The sequence below is a fragment of the Streptomyces sp. NPDC028711 genome, assembly GCF_055565415.1.
On record NZ_JBVHUJ010000005.1, the window covers coordinates 219,370 to 235,087 of the forward strand.

At 73.3% G+C, this 15,718-nt stretch carries 14 protein-coding genes and 1 pseudogene; 7 read left to right on the plus strand and 8 right to left on the minus strand.

Going from position 1 to position 15,718, the window contains the following annotated elements:
* Positions 1–7 precede the first annotated feature (7 nt).
* Both ACZ4VK_RS18885 and ACZ4VK_RS18890 read right to left on the minus strand, forming a co-directional pair.
* Positions 8–946, minus strand: a complete 939-nt coding sequence (locus ACZ4VK_RS18885; protein WP_468353489.1) for a ketopantoate reductase family protein — start codon at positions 944–946, stop codon at positions 8–10.
* Complete coding sequence (locus ACZ4VK_RS18890; protein WP_468353490.1) at positions 943–1,512, minus strand: winged helix-turn-helix transcriptional regulator; 570 nt, start codon at positions 1,510–1,512, stop codon at positions 943–945. Before ACZ4VK_RS18890 ends, ACZ4VK_RS18885 begins: the two co-directional genes overlap by 4 nt.
* A 145-nt stretch (positions 1,513–1,657) precedes the next feature.
* Here ACZ4VK_RS18890 and ACZ4VK_RS18895 point away from each other — a divergent pair, with 145 nt between their 5' ends.
* On the plus strand, positions 1,658–2,869 hold the full coding sequence (locus tag ACZ4VK_RS18895; protein ID WP_468353491.1) for an ROK family transcriptional regulator: 1,212 nt from the start codon (positions 1,658–1,660) through the stop codon (positions 2,867–2,869).
* 164 nt (positions 2,870–3,033) lie between these two features.
* Here the strand turns inward: ACZ4VK_RS18895 and ACZ4VK_RS18900 are convergent, their stop codons facing one another.
* Both ACZ4VK_RS18900 and ACZ4VK_RS18905 read right to left on the minus strand, forming a co-directional pair.
* Positions 3,034–4,287 carry a serine hydrolase domain-containing protein gene (locus ACZ4VK_RS18900; protein ID WP_468353492.1) on the minus strand — a complete coding sequence of 418 codons (1,254 nt, stop codon included), beginning with the start codon at positions 4,285–4,287 and terminating at the stop codon, positions 3,034–3,036.
* Positions 4,288–4,497: 210 nt separating this feature from the next.
* Positions 4,498–5,325, minus strand: coding sequence for an MBL fold metallo-hydrolase (locus tag ACZ4VK_RS18905; RefSeq protein ID WP_468353493.1), 828 nt, complete (start codon positions 5,323–5,325; stop codon positions 4,498–4,500).
* A 110-nt stretch (positions 5,326–5,435) separates the two neighbouring features.
* Between ACZ4VK_RS18905 and ACZ4VK_RS18910 the strand changes: the two genes are divergently transcribed.
* Entirely contained in the window at positions 5,436–6,929 is a 1,494-nt protein-coding gene (locus ACZ4VK_RS18910) for an ABC transporter permease (protein ID WP_468353494.1), read from the plus strand.
* Between the two features lie 86 nt (positions 6,930–7,015).
* The gene (locus ACZ4VK_RS18915; RefSeq protein ID WP_468353495.1) at positions 7,016–7,747 is read left to right on the plus strand and encodes an ABC transporter ATP-binding protein; all 732 of its coding nucleotides are present in this window, start codon (positions 7,016–7,018) and stop codon (positions 7,745–7,747) included.
* 84 nt (positions 7,748–7,831) lie between these two features.
* Here the strand turns inward: ACZ4VK_RS18915 and ACZ4VK_RS18920 are convergent, their stop codons facing one another.
* On the minus strand, positions 7,832–8,779 hold the full coding sequence (locus tag ACZ4VK_RS18920; RefSeq protein ID WP_468353496.1) for a M23 family metallopeptidase: 948 nt from the start codon (positions 8,777–8,779) through the stop codon (positions 7,832–7,834).
* A gap of 8 nt (positions 8,780–8,787) precedes the next feature.
* A pseudogene (locus tag ACZ4VK_RS18925) lies at positions 8,788–9,678 on the minus strand (SPFH domain-containing protein); the annotation flags it as partial.
* A gap of 212 nt (positions 9,679–9,890) precedes the next feature.
* Here ACZ4VK_RS18925 and ACZ4VK_RS18930 point away from each other — a divergent pair.
* The gene (locus ACZ4VK_RS18930) at positions 9,891–11,327 is read left to right on the plus strand and encodes a WGR domain-containing protein (RefSeq protein WP_468353497.1); all 1,437 of its coding nucleotides are present in this window, start codon (positions 9,891–9,893) and stop codon (positions 11,325–11,327) included.
* On the plus strand, positions 11,324–11,797 hold the full coding sequence (locus ACZ4VK_RS18935) for a hypothetical protein (protein WP_468353498.1): 474 nt from the start codon (positions 11,324–11,326) through the stop codon (positions 11,795–11,797). The genes ACZ4VK_RS18930 and ACZ4VK_RS18935 overlap by 4 nt, the downstream gene beginning before the upstream one ends.
* Before the next feature lie 32 nt (positions 11,798–11,829).
* Here ACZ4VK_RS18935 and ACZ4VK_RS18940 read toward each other — a convergent pair whose 3' ends face one another.
* Positions 11,830–12,252, minus strand: coding sequence for a DUF350 domain-containing protein (locus ACZ4VK_RS18940; protein ID WP_073813137.1), 423 nt, complete (start codon positions 12,250–12,252; stop codon positions 11,830–11,832).
* 260 nt (positions 12,253–12,512) lie between these two features.
* On the opposite strand from ACZ4VK_RS18940, the gene ACZ4VK_RS18945 reads away from it, so the two are divergent.
* Together ACZ4VK_RS18945 and opcA are read left to right on the plus strand one after the other, a co-directional pair.
* Positions 12,513–13,058 (plus strand): DoxX family protein, encoded by a 546-nt coding sequence (locus tag ACZ4VK_RS18945; protein ID WP_468353499.1) that lies wholly within the window; start codon positions 12,513–12,515, stop codon positions 13,056–13,058.
* Positions 13,059–13,326: 268 nt separating this feature from the next.
* Positions 13,327–14,238, plus strand: coding sequence for a glucose-6-phosphate dehydrogenase assembly protein OpcA (opcA, locus tag ACZ4VK_RS18950; RefSeq protein WP_468353500.1), 912 nt, complete (start codon positions 13,327–13,329; stop codon positions 14,236–14,238).
* A gap of 36 nt (positions 14,239–14,274) precedes the next feature.
* Here the strand turns inward: opcA and ACZ4VK_RS18955 are convergent, their stop codons facing one another.
* Positions 14,275–15,360, minus strand: a complete 1,086-nt coding sequence (locus tag ACZ4VK_RS18955; RefSeq protein ID WP_468353501.1) for a cytochrome P450 family protein — start codon at positions 15,358–15,360, stop codon at positions 14,275–14,277.
* Between the last annotated feature and the right edge of the window lie 358 nt (positions 15,361–15,718).

The following is a 15,718-nucleotide window of genomic DNA, read 5'->3' on the forward strand; positions in this document are numbered from 1 at the left end:
CGCCCCCTCAGACCCCCGCAGCCACCCCCGTCGTGACGCGTCGCTGGTGGACGCGGAGGTGCAGGGTCGCCAGGTCGAGCAGCGGGGTCGGGACGCCCAAGGCGCGGGCCCGGTCCGTGAGGTCGCCGAAGAGGTGCTCGACCTCGGTGGGACGGCCCGACGTCAGGTCGCGGTAGAGGGACGGCACCATCGGTGAACCGGACGCGGACACCACGGCCAGCGTGGCCGCCCGCTCCGCCTCCGGTACGGGGTGTCCGGCCGCGGCGGCGACCGCCGCCCCCTCGTCGAGCACCGCCGGGGCCAGGGCGGGACCGCCCGGGACGTCGTACACGTCGCCGACCGTGCCGCGCATCAGGCTCGTGACGGCGCCGATCGTCGTGATGAACACCCACTTGTTCCACATCGCCGTGATGACGTCCGGCGGCACCGGCGCGTCGATCCCCGCCCCGTCGAGGACCTTCCGGATCCGCTCCACGCGCGCGGAGACGGTGCCGTCCTGTTCGCCGAAGGCCAGATGGGCCAGCGGGGCGAGCCGTCGGATGTCCCCCGAGTCGTCGAGGGTCGTGACCACCTTGGCCACGCCGCCGAGGACGGCCCGCGCCCCGAAGCGGGCGTTGAGGGCGTCGATGTGGGCGAGCCCGTTGAGTAGCGGCACGACCGCCGTGTCCGGTCCGACGGCCGGCGCGATGTCCTCGATCGCCGCCTCAAGGCCTGTCGACTTCACCGACAGGAGGACGAGGTCGTACGGGGCGTCGAGGGCTCCGGCCGTGACGAGCCGGGGCGTGAGGATCCACTCCTCCTCCCGGCCCACGACCCGCAGCCCGCGTTCGCGCAGCGCGGCCGCCCGGGCGGGACGGACCAGGAAGGTGACGTCCTGCCCGGCGCGGGCCAGCAGGGCGCCGAAGTAACCACCGGTGGCACCGGCGCCGACGACCAGGATCTTCATGGGTGTGAACCTCTCGTGGGGCGCCCCGTGGGCGCGGTGGTGAGGAGCGGGGTGAGCAGCCGGTGCGGTCGGGCGAGAGCCGCGGTCACCGGGTCGTCGTCGGGAGCCGGGGGGCCGAGCCCGGGGCCGGGGGCGACCAGGACGTCCCCGACGGGCACGGCCGCCCCGCAGCCCGTACAGCGTCCGTCCGCGTCGAGCGGCGCCTCGTCCCCGGCGTGCAGGAAGACGCGGCGCGGGCCGCCGTCCGCCGCGTGGAACTCCTCGCCCCACGCGGTGAGCGCGCGTACGGCCGGCCACAGGGCCACGCCCTTGGGCGTGAGCCCGTACACCTCGCGGCGGCCCGTGCCGGTCCCGGGGCGGCGATCGAGGACCCCCGCCGCGGTGAGGCCGGCGAGCCGGTCGGTGAGGACGGCCCGGGGGACGCCCAGGTGGGCGGCGAACTCGCCGAACCTGCGGACGCCGTAGAAGGCGTCGCGCAGGATCAGCAGCGTCCAGCGCTCGCCGACGATCTCCATCGAGCGGGCGAGGGCACAGGTCTGCCCGCGGTAGTCACGCGGAAGCGTCATGACCGGACCCTAGCGCAGAAGAGTTCGGTGACTGAACTGTTTTGGCGTCCGGGCTTCGCCGGCCGACGGAACCGCTGCCTCTGCGGGACTCCTGGCGCCGGCCGTTTCCAGGTGAGTGAAACGGACGGTTAGGCTCTCGCTCACGATGAACCAGCCCACGGAACCCAAGGCCGACAAGTCGGGAGTGCGCCGGCACAACCTGAGCCTCGTCCTGCGGACCGTCCATGACGCGGGAGAGACCACGCGGGCCGCGGTCGCCGCCCGCGTCGGCCTCACCCGTCCCGCCGTCTCCTCGCTCGTGGAGCAACTCCTCGATCTCGGCTTCCTCGTCGAGTCGGGCAAGACGTTCAGCGGGCATGCGGGACGGCCGGGCACCGTCCTGAAGCCCGCCGACACCGGACCGGCCGGGCTCGGCGTCGAGATCAACGTCGACTACGTCACGGTCTGCGTCGTCGACCTGACCGGCACCGACCGGGTCCGGCGCACCGAACGCCTCGACAACCGCGGGGCCGGCGCCCCCGAGGTCCTGGCCCAGGCCGCCCGTATCGCCGCCGAGGTCCTGGACACGGCCGCCGGACTCCACCTCGCCCCGGCCGGCGCCGGACTCGCCCTGCCGGGCCTCATCTCCGGCGGAACGGTCCGGCAGGCTCCCAACCTCGGCTGGTACGAGGCCGACGCGGAGCGCCTCTTCGGCGAAGCCCTCACGGCGCTGCGCCCCGGCACGGCCGGCCTCGCCCTGACCTCCGACAACGAGGCCAACATGGCGGCCCTCGCCGAGCTGTGGTCCGGCGGGCTCGGCGACCTCCGCACCTTCCTCCACCTGACGGGCGAGATCGGGGTGGGCGGCGCGATCGTCGTCCACGGCGAACTCCTGCGCGGGGCCCATGGCTTCGCCGGCGAGATCGGCCACATGGTCGTCGACGCCGAAGGACCGCGCTGCCGCTGCGGCTCGCGCGGCTGTCTGGAGCAGTACGCCGGCCAGGCCGCGCTTCTCGCCTCGGCGGACGCCGACGGCGTCCCCGACCTGGTGCGCCGCGCCGAGGCGGCGGAACCGCGCGCCCTCGCCGCGCTCGCCGAGGCGGGCCGGATGCTCGGGCGTGCCCTGTCGGGCGCCGTGAACCTCCTCGACCCCGAGGCCGTGGTCCTCGGCGGCATCTACCCGCGCCTGATGCCGTGGCTCGCCCCGGCCCTGGCGGAGGAGCTCGCGGCCCGTGTCGTCTCCGGCCTCTGGCCCCCGGACGCGGGCCGCCTCCGCCCGGCCTCCGCCGCCACCGACGCGTCCCGCGGCGCGGCGGCCCTCATCCTCCACGACGTCCTGGCGGACCCTCTGGCATACGCGACGCAGACGGGCGTCTGACGGGACGCCTGCCGTCCGACTGGCCGCACCCTGTGCTTGCAGGCCGACGGGCCCTCCGTATACGTCGGCGACGTCGGTGCCGGAACCACCGTCAGGAGCTTCGCCTCGCTGTCGAAGCGGCCGTCTCGGCCTGGAGGCCTTCCACGGCGTCGGGCCGAAGAGCGTCAGCCGATGACGGCCCGCATCTCCCGCTGGATGATCTCCTGGAACGGCACGTCGTCGTAGTTGCCGAGGACGACACCGACCCAACCGGTGTCCGGGTAGATGTTCCAACTGGCGAAGCTGCCGGGGTTGACGCCGGCGCGCCCGTTCACCCACTGGCCGTTGATCAGACTCACCGGCATCATGTACGTCCCGAACGACGCGTCGGCGGGGGTGGTCCGGCCGTCCCGCAGGCCGCCTCCTTGCGGGGCAAGGGGGATCTTGGCCCCGGTGAACAGCTCGGCGTAGGGCCGGTCGAGTACCGTGCCGTCGCCCAGCGCGTGCGCGAAACGGACCAGGTCCGGTGCGGTGGCGAAGCCGCCGTCCCCGGGCGGATCGATGAAGCCGCGAGCCGGGTTCTTGCCCAGTTGAAGCGGGTCCGGGCTGCCTATGTCCAGATGGCGAACGGCATCCACCCGGCTGCCGTCGGCCTGCCGCATGTACGAGTGCGCGATGTGCTTGTCGGCGAGCCACTGCGGCCTGGTGTAGAACGCCGTGCCGGTCATGCCGCAACGCCCGAAGATGTGTTCCTCGACGTAGTCCCAGTACGTCGTGCCGGTCACGGCCTCCACGATCAGCGCGGGGATGACGACCTCGGCTCCGGCGTGGTCGGTGGGAGTACCGGGGGCGGCCACCGGCTTCGACTGCCTGGCCCACCACTCGTAGAACTCGTGCACCTCCTCACGGCTCCGGAAGACGCGTTGCGGATCCTCCTCCGGGGTGTTCAGCCCGGAGGTGCCGGAGAGCAGATGGTGGAGGGTCACCCTCTCGGCGATCTCCTTGGTGAAGCCCGTCAGATAGGTGCCCACGGTGTCCGAAAGCCTCACCTTGCCCCGCTGTGCCAGCTGCAGGATGGCCACCGCGCCGAATGGCTTGCCCGCCGAGGAGAGGTTGAACGCGACGCCCTCGTGGTTGCGGATCCCCTTCTCCTTGTCGGCCATGCCATAGCTGCGCGACAGCACCGTCCGGCCCCGGTGAGACAGCAGCACCACGCCGGAGAACCTGTCCTCGGCGGCCAGCTTCGCCACGTAACGGTCGTAGGCTCCGCCGGGCCGTGTGTCCGGCGGGACGGCATGAGGATCAGTGGGGGCCGGGGCGGCGTGGCCGGGGCGGACACCCGCCAGTTGCGTGGCGGCCGCCGTCGCACCGGCGGCCGCCAGCCCACCCCATCCGAGCAACCGCCGCCGGTCGACGCCACGTACGGAATCCGAGTCCATGACCACGTCCCTTCCTGATCCACGAAACGACCCCTGATGCGCGGTGGTCCGTGCCTCTACTGAAGCCGGAGGTCTGTTGCGGTGACGTATGCGCATGTCGATACGTCCGCGATACACCCCGAGCCGTGTCGCACCCCCGAAGAGAACCAGGAGGAGGCCACCGCGCCCGCCGGCATCCCGGGTGAGCGCACCGCCCTCCGTTCAGCGGCGTCAGCGCCCGGACCGCGCCGTCCGTGGCTCGACGAAGGCGCGGCTCAGGTGGGCCGTCGCCAGCATCGCCCCCGTGTCGGCGGCGTCGGCGAGCAGCCTCTCGCGGGAGGTGCGGGCGGTGGCCGGGTCTCGTTCGTGGGCGTAGGCCACCGACGGGGCGGCGAGCTGGACGGCGTGTACGAGGAGGTCGCCGGTGATCAGGACGTCCCGGCCGTCGGCCCGTTCGACGAGGACGGACTGGTGGCCGGGGGTGTGCCCGGGGGTCGGCAGCAGTGTGACGCCCGGGCGCAGCCGGTGCCGTCCGTCGACCTCGTGCAGCTGCCCGGAGGCCCGGAGCGGCGCCACCACCCAGTCCCACACGGGATCGCGCCGGTCGAGCGCGGCGGTCTCGGCGCGCTGGACCAGGTACCGGGCACGCGGGAAGAAGGGCTGCCCCGAGGCTTCCGCGGCCCAGCCGGTGTGGTCCTCGTGCAGATGCGTCAGGACCACCGTGTGGACGTCGGCCCGGTCGATCCCGGCCGTCGTGAGCAGCTCGGGCAGGCTGCCGGGTACGGGACACCAGGGCGCCCCGGGGCCCTCGGCGGGGCCCACGCCCGCGTCGACGAGCGTCCAGCCCGTACCGCCCGGGTCGGCGACGGCGAAGCAGCGGAAGGCCAGCCGCCAGGCGTCCTCGGGCCCGAACGCCTCCGGGTCCAGCGCGGCGGCCTCCGCCCACTCCGCCGCCACGGCCCCGGGAAAGGCGTCCCGCGCCGACTTGAAGAACACCCCGGTGGCGTCGAGCAGTGCCGTCACCGGGCCCATCCGTTCCGTACCGTCACTCCGCGACATGACGCCGACTCTGCCACCCCACGGCCCCGACGCCCAAGGGGCCGGCGCTCTCATCCGGCTCTCACGCGGGGCTTATCCCGTCATCACATGCCGCCCCTAGCTTCACCCCCATGTTCTTCACCTATCTCCGGCGCGAACTGCGCCGCCGCAGAAGGGCGGCGCTCGTCGTCGCCTCCGGGCTCGCGCTCGGGATCGCGCTTGTCATCGTCGTCAACTCCGTCTCCTCAGGCATGAATCGGGCCCAGGGCAAGGTCCTGGAGTCCCTCTACGGCCTGGGGACCGACCTGACGGTGACCAAGGCGCGGGAACGGCCCGAGGACGGCGCGCCGGCGCAGCGGCCCCGGTTCGAGTTCCAGGGCAAGGAGGACGGCGAGGAGCAGAGCAGCGACCGGCTGATGGTCCAGGGCTTCCAGACCCTGGCGGACTCCACCGTCGCCACGGTCGGCCGGCAGCCCGGCGTCGACCGGGCGGTGGGCGGGCTCAGCCTCGTCAACCTGAAGATCAACGGGGAGTTCGAGCGGGGCAGGATCCAGCGCGGCCAGGCCCAGCCGGCCCAGCCGGGCGCCGGAAACGGAACCGGCGGCGGAACAGCCGGAACCGGCGGCGGCGGCTCCGGGCCCGGCGACACCGTCACCGGCGGCGGCGCGGCCTTCGACGTCGACTCCTTCACGCTCTACGGCACCGACGTCACCGCACCCGACCTCGGCCCCCTCACCACCTCCACGGTCTCCCAGGGCCGTACGTTCAAGGCCACCGAGACCGACGCGAAGGTCGCCGTCGTCGACAGCGCCTACGCGAAGGAGAAGGGGCTCGCGACCGGCGACGAACTGACCGTCAAGGGCGTCACGTTCGAGATCATCGGCATCGCGACCGCGGACCGCGGACAGGCCGCCGCCCAGGTCTACCTGCCGCTGAAGCAGGCCCAGACCCTCTCCGAATCCACCGCGAAGATCACCACGATCTACGTGAAGGCGACCGACTCGACCCGGATCGACGCGGTCAAGACCGCGATCCAGAAGAACGTCTCCGGCACCACCGTCACCACCTCCGCCGACCTCGCCCAGACGGTCTCCGGCTCGCTCGACACCGCGGCCGGCCTCGCCGCGAACGTCGGCAGGTGGCTCTCGTACGCCGTGCTGCTCGCCGCCGTCCTCGTCGCCGGACTCCTCACCTCCTCCGCGGTCACCCGCCGCGTCCGCGAGTTCGGCACGCTCAAGGCACTCGGCTGGACGAGCGGCCGGGTCACCCGCCAGGTGGTCGGCGAGGCCCTCGTCAACGGTGTCATCGGCGGCGCCCTCGGCATCGCGATCGGCCTGGCGGGGGCGTACGCCGTCACTGTCGCGGGCCCCACCCTGACCGCCGAACTCGGCGCAGGCGGAGGCGCGTTCGGCGGTGGCGGACGCGGCGGCATGATGCTCGGCGGAGGGCCGGGCAGCACTGCCGCCGGCAAGACCGTCGACATCGCCCTCACCGCCCCCGTCTCCCTCACCACCGTGGGTCTCGCCGTCCTCCTCGCCCTCGGCGGCGGCCTCGTCGCGGGTGCCTTCGGCGCCTGGCGGGCCTCCCGGCTGCGCCCTGCCGACGCCCTGCGCCGCGTCGCGTAGCCGACGCTCCCGGCTGCGCCCGGCAGACGCCCCGCGTCGCGTCGCGTAGCCGCCCGAATCCACCCCCGTACCCCAGGAGTCACACCGTGTACGAACTCATCGGCGTCACCAAGCAGTACCGGCGCGGGCAGGAGAGAGTCGACGCCCTCGCCGGGGTCGACCTCACCCTCGACCAGGGTGACCGGCTGGTCATCCAGGGCCCCACGGGCGGCGGCAAGTCCACCCTCCTCCAGATGCTGGGCGGCCTCGACCGCCCCACCTCCGGGCAGGTCCTGCTCGACGGCACCGACCTCGCCGCGCTCTCCGAGCGGAGGCTGACGGCCGTACGCGGCCAGAACATCGGCTTCGTCTTCCAGAGCTTCAACCTCATCCCCACGCTCACCGCGCAGGAGAACGTGGAGACGGCGCTGGTGCCGCTCGGCGTCCGGCCCGCCGAGCGCCGGAGCCGGGCCGCGGAGGCGCTGGAGTCGGTCGGGCTCGGCGAACGCCTCGGCCATCTGCCGTCCGAGCTCTCCGGCGGCCAGCAGCAGCGGGTCGCGATCGCCCGCGCGCTGGTGAAGCGACCGAAGGTGCTCCTCGCGGACGAACCCACCGGAAACCTCGACGAGTCGATGCGCGACGAGATCGTCGACCTGCTCGAAGGGCTCTGGAAGGAGCACGGTCTGACCTTCGTGATGGTCACGCACGACAGCGCCATCGCCCGCCGGGCACCGCGCCTCGCCACGATCCGCAAGGGCCGGATCACCCTCAAGGAGAACCGCCGGGTGGCATCCGCGGAGAACCGCCCAGTGACATCACCGGACCCGGTCGAGGCCTGACCGACGGCCCTCCCGGGCCCGAGACCCGACCGACGGTGCCCCCGGCCCGCGGCCTGACCCGTGGCTCCTCCCGGGCCCCGCCGCCTACACGGCCACGCCATGCCCCCGCAGATAGGCGAGCGGGTCGACGTCCGATCCGAAGTACGGCGTGGTCCGCACCTCGAAGTGCAGATGCGGACCCGTCACCCGCCCGGTCGCCCCCGACCGCGCGATCCGCTGCCCGGCCGACACGCTCTGCCCGGGAGAGACGTCGATCCGGGAGAGATGGGCGTACTGGGTGTAGCGCCCGTCCGGGTGACGGATCACCACCTCGTAGCCGTACGAGCGTCCGTACCCCGCGGTCACCACCCGGCCGGGACCGACCGAGCGGACCGCCGTGCCCGTCGGCACCGCGAAGTCCTGCCCCGTGTGGTAGCCCCTCGACCAGGAGCCGGGCTGACCGTAGTACCCCGTGAAGACGTACGAGGAGACCGGCGCCGTCCAGCCGCGCGAGGAACCGGACGGCGCCGCCGGCTCGACGCGCTGCGACGGTCGGGACGGCTGTGACGGCCGTGACGGCTGGGAAGGGGTCGCGGAGAGGCCCGTCCTCTGCTCGTACTTCCAGGCGTGGCTGGTCCAGTACCAGCGCCCCCGGAGCCGGTACCAGTAGACGTCGTCCCGGGCGTCCCAGCCCTGCCGCCCCCGGAAGACCGGCTCACCGGTCCGGCCGGGCCCGCCGGGCGTGGCCGAGGCACCGGTCCGCCGCTCGTACGTCGAGGCGTGGCTGGTCCAGCGCCACACGCCCGCCGCGTTCCGGAACCAGTACTTCGAGCCGTCCCAGCCGGCGTGCGCCGGTGCGGGTTCGGCGGCGGCCGTTCCCGCCCCCGCGCCCGCCAGGGCGGCGGCGCCGATGGTCGCGACGACCGCGCGGCGCACCCCGTGCAGCGCCGTCACCGCGCGCGTGGCGCCGGCGGCCGTACGACGGGCGGCGTTGGCGCAGCCCGCGCAGAGGCAGTCCGGGGGTATGTCATCGGTGAACGCGGGGAGGTCCACGATTCTCCTCACTCCTGATGCGGATCGGCGGGGCTGCCGCCCCGGGTGCAGAAGGCCACGGTCAAGTCCTTGATCAGGGCCTGGCGTTCGAAGTCGTTGAGCTCGACGAGCCCCCGAGAGGTCAGCCGGGTCACGGTGTCGTCCACGGCGTCGATCACCCCCGTGAGGACCGAGTCCCGGTGCTTCGCGTCGAGGACGGCGATCTGTCGCCGTCGCATCGCGGCGGCGACCTCGGGGGCGTACTCGATCCGCGTCGGCTGCGCGGAGAAGACGGCGATGCCGACCGGCCGGCACTCGGCCGCGAGCACGCGCGTGAGTGCGTCGCCCACAGCCTCGGCGTCCCGCAGGGTCGGTCCGTCGCCCCGGAAGGCGTCGGCGGGCAACCGCGAGAGGACCCGCGCGGCGGCCGCCTCCACCTGCTCGCGCAGATAGCGGAGATGGTCGTCGACGGCGAGCAGCGCGCGGGCCGTGTCCCGTACCGACCACACGACCAGGACCACCACCCGCAGCGCCGAACCCTCCGCGTCGACGACGGCGATCGGCTCGCTGCGCCAGTGCCGAAGGCGCACGTCCATCCGGCGGCGCAGGACGAAGGGGCTGATCCAGACGAGGCCCGTGCGGCGCACGCTGCCCCGGTAGCGGCCGAAGAGCGAGAGCACCCACGCGGAGCCGGTCCGGCCACGGGTCAGGCCGCCGAAGGAGACGACGGCGACGACGACGCACCCGGCGAGAGCGGCCCACTCCCAGGGGAACAGGGCGGCGTCGCGGAGCGGCCGGGCCCGCCACAGCGCCGTCGCCGTCCCGGCGAGAGCGGTCAGGCCGGTCAGGACGGCCACCCAGCCGGGGACGGCGGGCCCCGGGCGCTCCACGAGGCCGGGGTCGGTGGGCGGGGGACGGCGCGCACGGACGGGCAGGGGCCGTTTCAGTCGTTCGGTCATGAGCCTTCCGGCCGGTCCAGAGGTGACGGTGAGTCGGATGATCTTCGTCCACCATCGTCACAGGGGTGAATGTCCGGTATGCCGCGACGAACGTCCTGAATGCCCGGGACTTAGGTCCCCTGGCCATGGTTTCACGGAGGCCGTTGTCAGTGGGTGCCCCTACCGTTTTCACCATGACGACGACGACCTATCTGGAGCTGTCGCAGGACGGCGGCGGTGCCCACAAGTTCTACGAAGTGACCGTGGACGACCTGACGGTGTCGGTCCGTTACGGCCGCATCGGCACGGCGGGCCAGACCCAGCGCTCCACGTTCCCGACGCAGGCGAGGGCGCAGGCCGCCGCGGCGAAGAAGCTGGGCGAGAAGGTCCGCAAGGGATACGCGCCGGCCGTTCCCGGGCAGCGGGCCGCCCGCCCGGTGACGCGCCGTGAGGTGACCTCCGCGCCGTCCACCGCGCGCGCCGTCGCCCCGGTGCTCTGGCGCTTCCGTACGGGCTCGGCCGCCTTCGGCATCCACATCGACGAGGAGCGCTGCTGGGTGGGCAACCAGGCGGGGGACGTGTTCACGCTCGACCGCTCCGGCGAGGTGCAGGCCCGGTTCAGCCTCCCGGACGGCGTCAAGTGCCTCGTCGCGGACGACTTCTGGATCTACGCGGGCTGTGACGACGGCAAGGTGTACGACCTGTCGTCCAAGCTGCCCTTCGCCGCGTACGACATCGCCACCGACGTCGACATCTTCTGGCTCGACATCCACGAGGGCGTCCTGCACGTCGCCGACCGCTCGGGCCGGCTCACCGTCATCGACCACGAGGACGAGCACCAGTGGGCGCGCGGCGGCCAGGGCGAGCACGCCTGGATGGTCCGAGCCGACGGCGACGCCGTGTACTACGGGGACACGCGCGGCGTCGCCGCCCACGCACCGGACGGCGGCGGCGAGCTGTGGCACACGGCCACCGACGGCGGCGTCCTCTTCGGCTGGCAGGAGGACACCGCGGTCTACGCGGGCACGGCACGCAAGAAGGTCCATCGGCTCGCGAAGAAGGACGGCCGGGTCGAGGCGGTGTACGCCTGCGACAGCCCGGTGTACTCCTGCGCCACCTCGCCCGGCGGCCGGTTCGTCTTCGCCGCCGACTCGTCCTCCTCCGTCTACTGCTTCGCGGAGGACGGCACCCGGCTGTGGAAGCTCGGTACGGGAGGGGGTTCGGCGCTCTCCATGCAGTACCGCGACGAGCGGCTCTATCTGGCGACCTCCGACGGTTCCCTGGTGTGCGTGGACGCGAGCGAGGCGGCGATCGCGGCCGCGCAGGGCGGCACCGTGCCGGTCGCCCGGGACATCAAGCTCGCCGCCGCCCTGCCGGTGTACGAGCCGGCGACGACCGTGACCGCCGTGAGCACCGTGAGGAACGCCCCGGCCGGTTCCATCGTCGTGGAATGTGTGAACGAGTCGGGACGGACCCGGGTGCGAGTCGTCTCCCAGGGCTACGACTCCGGGTGGAACGTGCAGTTCCCCCGGGCGATCCGGGAGCCCGGTGCGCGGTACGTGGTCGACGCCCTGCACCCCGCCGCGGGCGGCTTCTACCGGGTCCGCGGCGACATCCGGCGGCTGCTGTGACGGCAGGGGCCGGGGGGATCTTCGAGGCGGCCACCGGTGACGGCCCGCCGGTACCGCGGGCCGAGGCCGAGCAGCGGTCCCGGGAGATCAGGGCCGCCCTCGACGGGCTGCTCCAGATCAGACGGCTGACGCTGCGCCAGGGCGGTGACCCGAAGGCCGTGCCCGCCGACTGGGAGCGCCGGCAGCCGGTCCGCGCCGTGGCCCTCGCCCTGGAGTCGGGCGGCCTCGTCCCCTCGTCCGTGGACGCCTCGGGGGCGCGGGTCGCCACCGGGTACCGGGTCCGGACGGGGGACCGGCCCGGCACGGCGGTGGTGGAGTGGCTGGGTCCGGCGGGCTCGGGCGCCGCCCAGGAGGAAGCGGCGGCCCTCGGCGCGTGTGTCCCGGCCCTGGCGCGGCTCGGCTGGGAGGCCCTGCTCTACAAGGGGCCGCGCGGGCGCCGCTTCCTGGAGGTGGAGCCCCTCGGGAGCTGAAGCCCCCGAAGCCCTGAGCCGGAAGCCGGAGGTCAGGCGATCGAGGCGGAGACGATCGCCGAGACCGCGATGTTGCAGGAGGCGGTCACCCAGACCGCCGGGTGCGGCTCGGGGTCGACCAGGGTGGCGCCCAGCTTCCCCGGCGTGACCAGGTCCACGACCAGGAACGCGACGGCCATCATCACCAGGCCGAGGAGCCCGAAGGCGGCCGTCGAGACGAGACCCTTGCCGAAGTCGTCGTACGTCGTCCAGATCGAGGTGAAGACGATGCCGCCGATGCCGAGGAGCGCCGAGCTCAACAGGATCGCCGCGTTGCGGTTGCGGTCCTCCCAGATCTGGCGCCCGAGCTTCCCGGGGGTCAGCAGGTCCACGAGCACGATGCCGAGGATCAGCAGGACCACGCCGAGGGCGCCGTAGGCGCCGGCCCGGCCGAGGCCGTTGACGATGTCGCTCATGGTGTGCCGGCTCCGCAAAGTCACGATCACGGGGGATCGGTGGTCAAGGACCGGCAAAATGTAGCGCACGCGTCAACAACGCCCGCCGCCCGCCCGGAATCCGGGCGCAGCGCAGGCCGGGATCTCGCTCGGCCGACAGCGGGCGGCCGCCGTGAACGTGACCCGAGCGGAGTACGCGGCCCGTGCTCCGGCGGGCGGGGACAGGTGAGGGCGACGACAGTGGAGGCGTACGTGTCCGTCCTCCCGCACTGGAGAAACACATGGGCCACCCCAATCGACGCGACCTCGGGCTCCTCGTGCTGCGGGTCGGCACCGGAGCCGTATTCGCCGCGCATGGCACCCAGAAGCTCTTCGGCTGGTTCGGCGGAGGTGGTATCGAGGGCACGACCCAGGCGATGGAGGCCATGGGCTTCCGACCGGGCCGGCAGAGCGCCGTCGCCGCGGGTCTCGGCGAGGCGGGCGGCGGAGCGCTGCTGGCCCTCGGCCTCGCCACCCCGGCGGCCGGCGCCGCGGCCGCCGGAGCCATGGCGGGAGCCGTCGCCGTCCACGCCCCGGCCGGCTTCTTCGCCCAGGGCGGCGGCTACGAGTACCCGGCGTTCCTCGGCTTCGTCGCCGCCGCGATCGGGGTCACGGGCGCCGGCCGGTACTCCGTCGACCACGCCACCGATCACGTCCTCGACCGTCCCTGGGTGGTGGCCGCCGCCTTCCTCGGCACCGCGCTCGCCGCGGCGGCCGTGGTCGGTCGCCGCGCGGAGGGGCAGGCGGCCGCCGCCACCGACTTCGAGCCGGACGCGGGACCGGAGTAAGGGCCCGGGCCGACGGGTCGGACATGACGGGTCAGGCGTGACGGCCGGGCTCAACGGTCCGGGCGTAACGGACCCGGCCGACGGCCCGCAGCGGTCATCGACGGGCCGACGACGGTCACTTGGTGGCCCCGCAGACGCCGTTCGGCCGACCCGCAACGGTCGTTCGGCGCGCCCGCAACCGTCGTTCAGTGGCCTGCGGCGGGGCCCCGCACGCGGCCGTCGTCGGAGAGGGCTAGGCTCGCCGCAGAGGAAGGGACGACCGCCGCGCATGAAGATCGATCTGACGGACACCGACTCCAGCAAGATCAACAAGGCGATCCTGCGAGGCCGCAGGGCCGTCGGCACCCCCGCCGTCGGAGCCGTGCTCACCCTCGTCATCGTCACCGACGAGGAGAACGCCTACGACGCGGTCAAGGCCGCCAACGACGCCTCCCGGGAACACCCCTCCCGCACCCTCGTGGTCATCAAGCGCCACGCCCGCTCGCCCCGCGAGCGGCACGAGAGCCGGCTCGACGCCGAAGTCCGGCTCGGCACCGACGCCGGCTCGGGCGAGACGGTCCTGCTCCGCTTCCACGGCGAACTCGTCGCCCGCGCCGACTCCGTGGTCCTGCCGCTGCTCCTCCCGGACGCGCCCGTCGTCGTCTGGTGGCCGGTCGACGCCCCCCAGGTGCCTTCCCGGGATCCGCTGGGCGCGCTCGCGCAGCGTCGTATCACCGACATGTACGCGGTCGAGGATCCGCTCTCCGCCCTGGAGGCGCGGGCCGCGTCCTACGCCCCCGGTGACACGGACCTCGCCTGGACCCGGCTCACCCCCTGGCGCTCGATGCTGGCCGCCGCGCTCGACCAGGCCCCGGGGACCGTGACCTCGGCCGCCGTCGAGAGCGAGGCCGAGAACCCCAGCGCCGAACTCCTCGCCCGCTGGTTCGAGGTCAGGCTCGGCGTCCCCGTCGACCGGATCGTCACCGACGGCCCCGTGGTCACGGCCGTCCGCATGGGCACCGACGACGGCGAGATCCGCATCGACCGGCCCGAGGGTCCGGTGGCCAGGCTCGCGATCCCGGGCCAGCCCGGCCGGGTCCTCGCCCTGAAGGTCAGGACCACCGCCGAGCTGATCGCCGAGGAACTGCGCCGCCTCGACCCCGACGAGGCCTACGCGGCGGCCCTGCGCGGCCGCGCCTGACCCCCTCCGACCGTGACCGGGAGGCCCCGAGGGGTGTCAGCCCTCCGGTGTGAAGGTCACGGGCAGCGTCGCCATGCCGCGCAGGATGCCCTCGCGCCGGCTCAGATCCGCGTCGGGGTCCGCGAGCCGGAGGTCGGGGAAGCGGCGCAGCAGCGTGCCGATGGCGATCCTGGCCTCCGCCCGGGCGAGCGGCGCACCGAGACAGAAGTGCACACCGTGGCCGAAAGCGAGCTGTTGCGGAACCTCGCGGCGCGCCACGTCGAGGATGTCGGGACGGTCGTAGCGTGCCGGGTCACGGTTGGCCGCGGCCAGCCCGATGATGATCATCTCGCCGGGCGGGACGGTGACCCCGCCGATCTCGTACGCGTCGACGGTGAAGCGGGCGACGCCACGGCTCACCGGGCCCTCGTAGCGCAGGAGTTCCTCGATCGCGCCCGGCAGGAGCGAGGGGTCGTCGCGCAGCGCGGCGAACTGGTCGGGGTGGCGCAGGAGCGCGTGGACGCCGTTGGCGATGAGACTCGCCGTCGTCTCGTGCCCGGCGAGCGTGAGCAGGATGGCCATGGCCGTCAGCTCGCGGTCGCTGATCCGCTCCTCGGCCTGGGCGGCGCACAGCGCGCTCAGCAGATCGTCCTTCGGGTCGGCCTTGCGCCGGGCGATCAACGGCTCGAAGAATTCGGTGAGTTCGGCGCGCGCCCGGGCTCCCTTGGCGAGCCGCTCCGGGGTGTTGGGCGGCATGATGAGACCCACCGCGAGACGCGCGAAGTCCGGCTGCCCCTCGGCCGGGATGCCGATGAGCTCGCTGAGCACCGCCATGGGCAGCGGCAGGGCGAACTCGGAGACCAGATCGGCGGTTCCGCGCGCCGCGATCGCGTCGAGGAAGGCGTCGGTGTGCGCCTGGACGCGGGGCGCGAGCTGCTCCACGCGGCGGAAGGTGAAGGCCTTGGAGACGAGGTTGCGCAGCCGGGTGTGGTCCTCGCCGTTCGCCACGAGCATGCTGGCCATCAGGACGTTGGTGCGCTCCTGATGGGCCATCTCCTCCTCGAGACCGCTGACCCCCACGGGGCTGCTGCTGAGGCGCGGGTCGGTGAGCGCGGCCACGGCCTCGTCGTACCCGGTGACCATCCAGACTTCAAGGGTGGGATTCAGCCGGACGCGCTGGACGACGCCGTGCTCACGGATGCGTTCGAAGAGGGGGTAGGGGTTGGGCTGTTGAGCGACGTTTACCGGGACATCGTGAACGATTGTCTGCTCTTGACCGGTCATCTTCCGTAACTCCCCGGAGCTTTGTGAAAGATCTCTGGCAAGTAGTCATACCAGCCACCCCGGTTGGCGTGGTAGCGTCACCGGCGCTCGGCTCGGATGATGTACGGCGAGGGACCGGCGAACCGCCGGATACGTACCAGCGAGGCGCTCCACCCACCGGTGGTCACGCGTCGCGTACCGCTCAACTTGAAGGCAGTCAGGGCCTCAAGCAGGCCCC

Coding starts and splice junctions, on each gene's coding strand:
- opcA (WP_468353500.1), top strand. CDS start 13,327: ATGAAGATCGATCTGACGGACACCGACTCCAGCAAGATCAACAAGGCG.
- ACZ4VK_RS18905 (WP_468353493.1), bottom strand. CDS start 5,325: ATGTCGCGGAGTGACGGTACGGAACGGATGGGCCCGGTGACGGCACTG.
- ACZ4VK_RS18930 (WP_468353497.1), top strand. CDS start 9,891: ATGACGACGACGACCTATCTGGAGCTGTCGCAGGACGGCGGCGGTGCC.
- ACZ4VK_RS18900 (WP_468353492.1), bottom strand. CDS start 4,287: ATGGACTCGGATTCCGTACGTGGCGTCGACCGGCGGCGGTTGCTCGGA.
- ACZ4VK_RS18945 (WP_468353499.1), top strand. CDS start 12,513: ATGGGCCACCCCAATCGACGCGACCTCGGGCTCCTCGTGCTGCGGGTC.
- ACZ4VK_RS18890 (WP_468353490.1), bottom strand. CDS start 1,512: ATGACGCTTCCGCGTGACTACCGCGGGCAGACCTGTGCCCTCGCCCGC.
- ACZ4VK_RS18940 (WP_073813137.1), bottom strand. CDS start 12,252: ATGAGCGACATCGTCAACGGCCTCGGCCGGGCCGGCGCCTACGGCGCC.
- ACZ4VK_RS18955 (WP_468353501.1), bottom strand. CDS start 15,360: ATGGTCACCGGGTACGACGAGGCCGTGGCCGCGCTCACCGACCCGCGC.
- ACZ4VK_RS18885 (WP_468353489.1), bottom strand. CDS start 946: ATGAAGATCCTGGTCGTCGGCGCCGGTGCCACCGGTGGTTACTTCGGC.
- ACZ4VK_RS18910 (WP_468353494.1), top strand. CDS start 5,436: ATGTTCTTCACCTATCTCCGGCGCGAACTGCGCCGCCGCAGAAGGGCG.
- ACZ4VK_RS18895 (WP_468353491.1), top strand. CDS start 1,658: ATGAACCAGCCCACGGAACCCAAGGCCGACAAGTCGGGAGTGCGCCGG.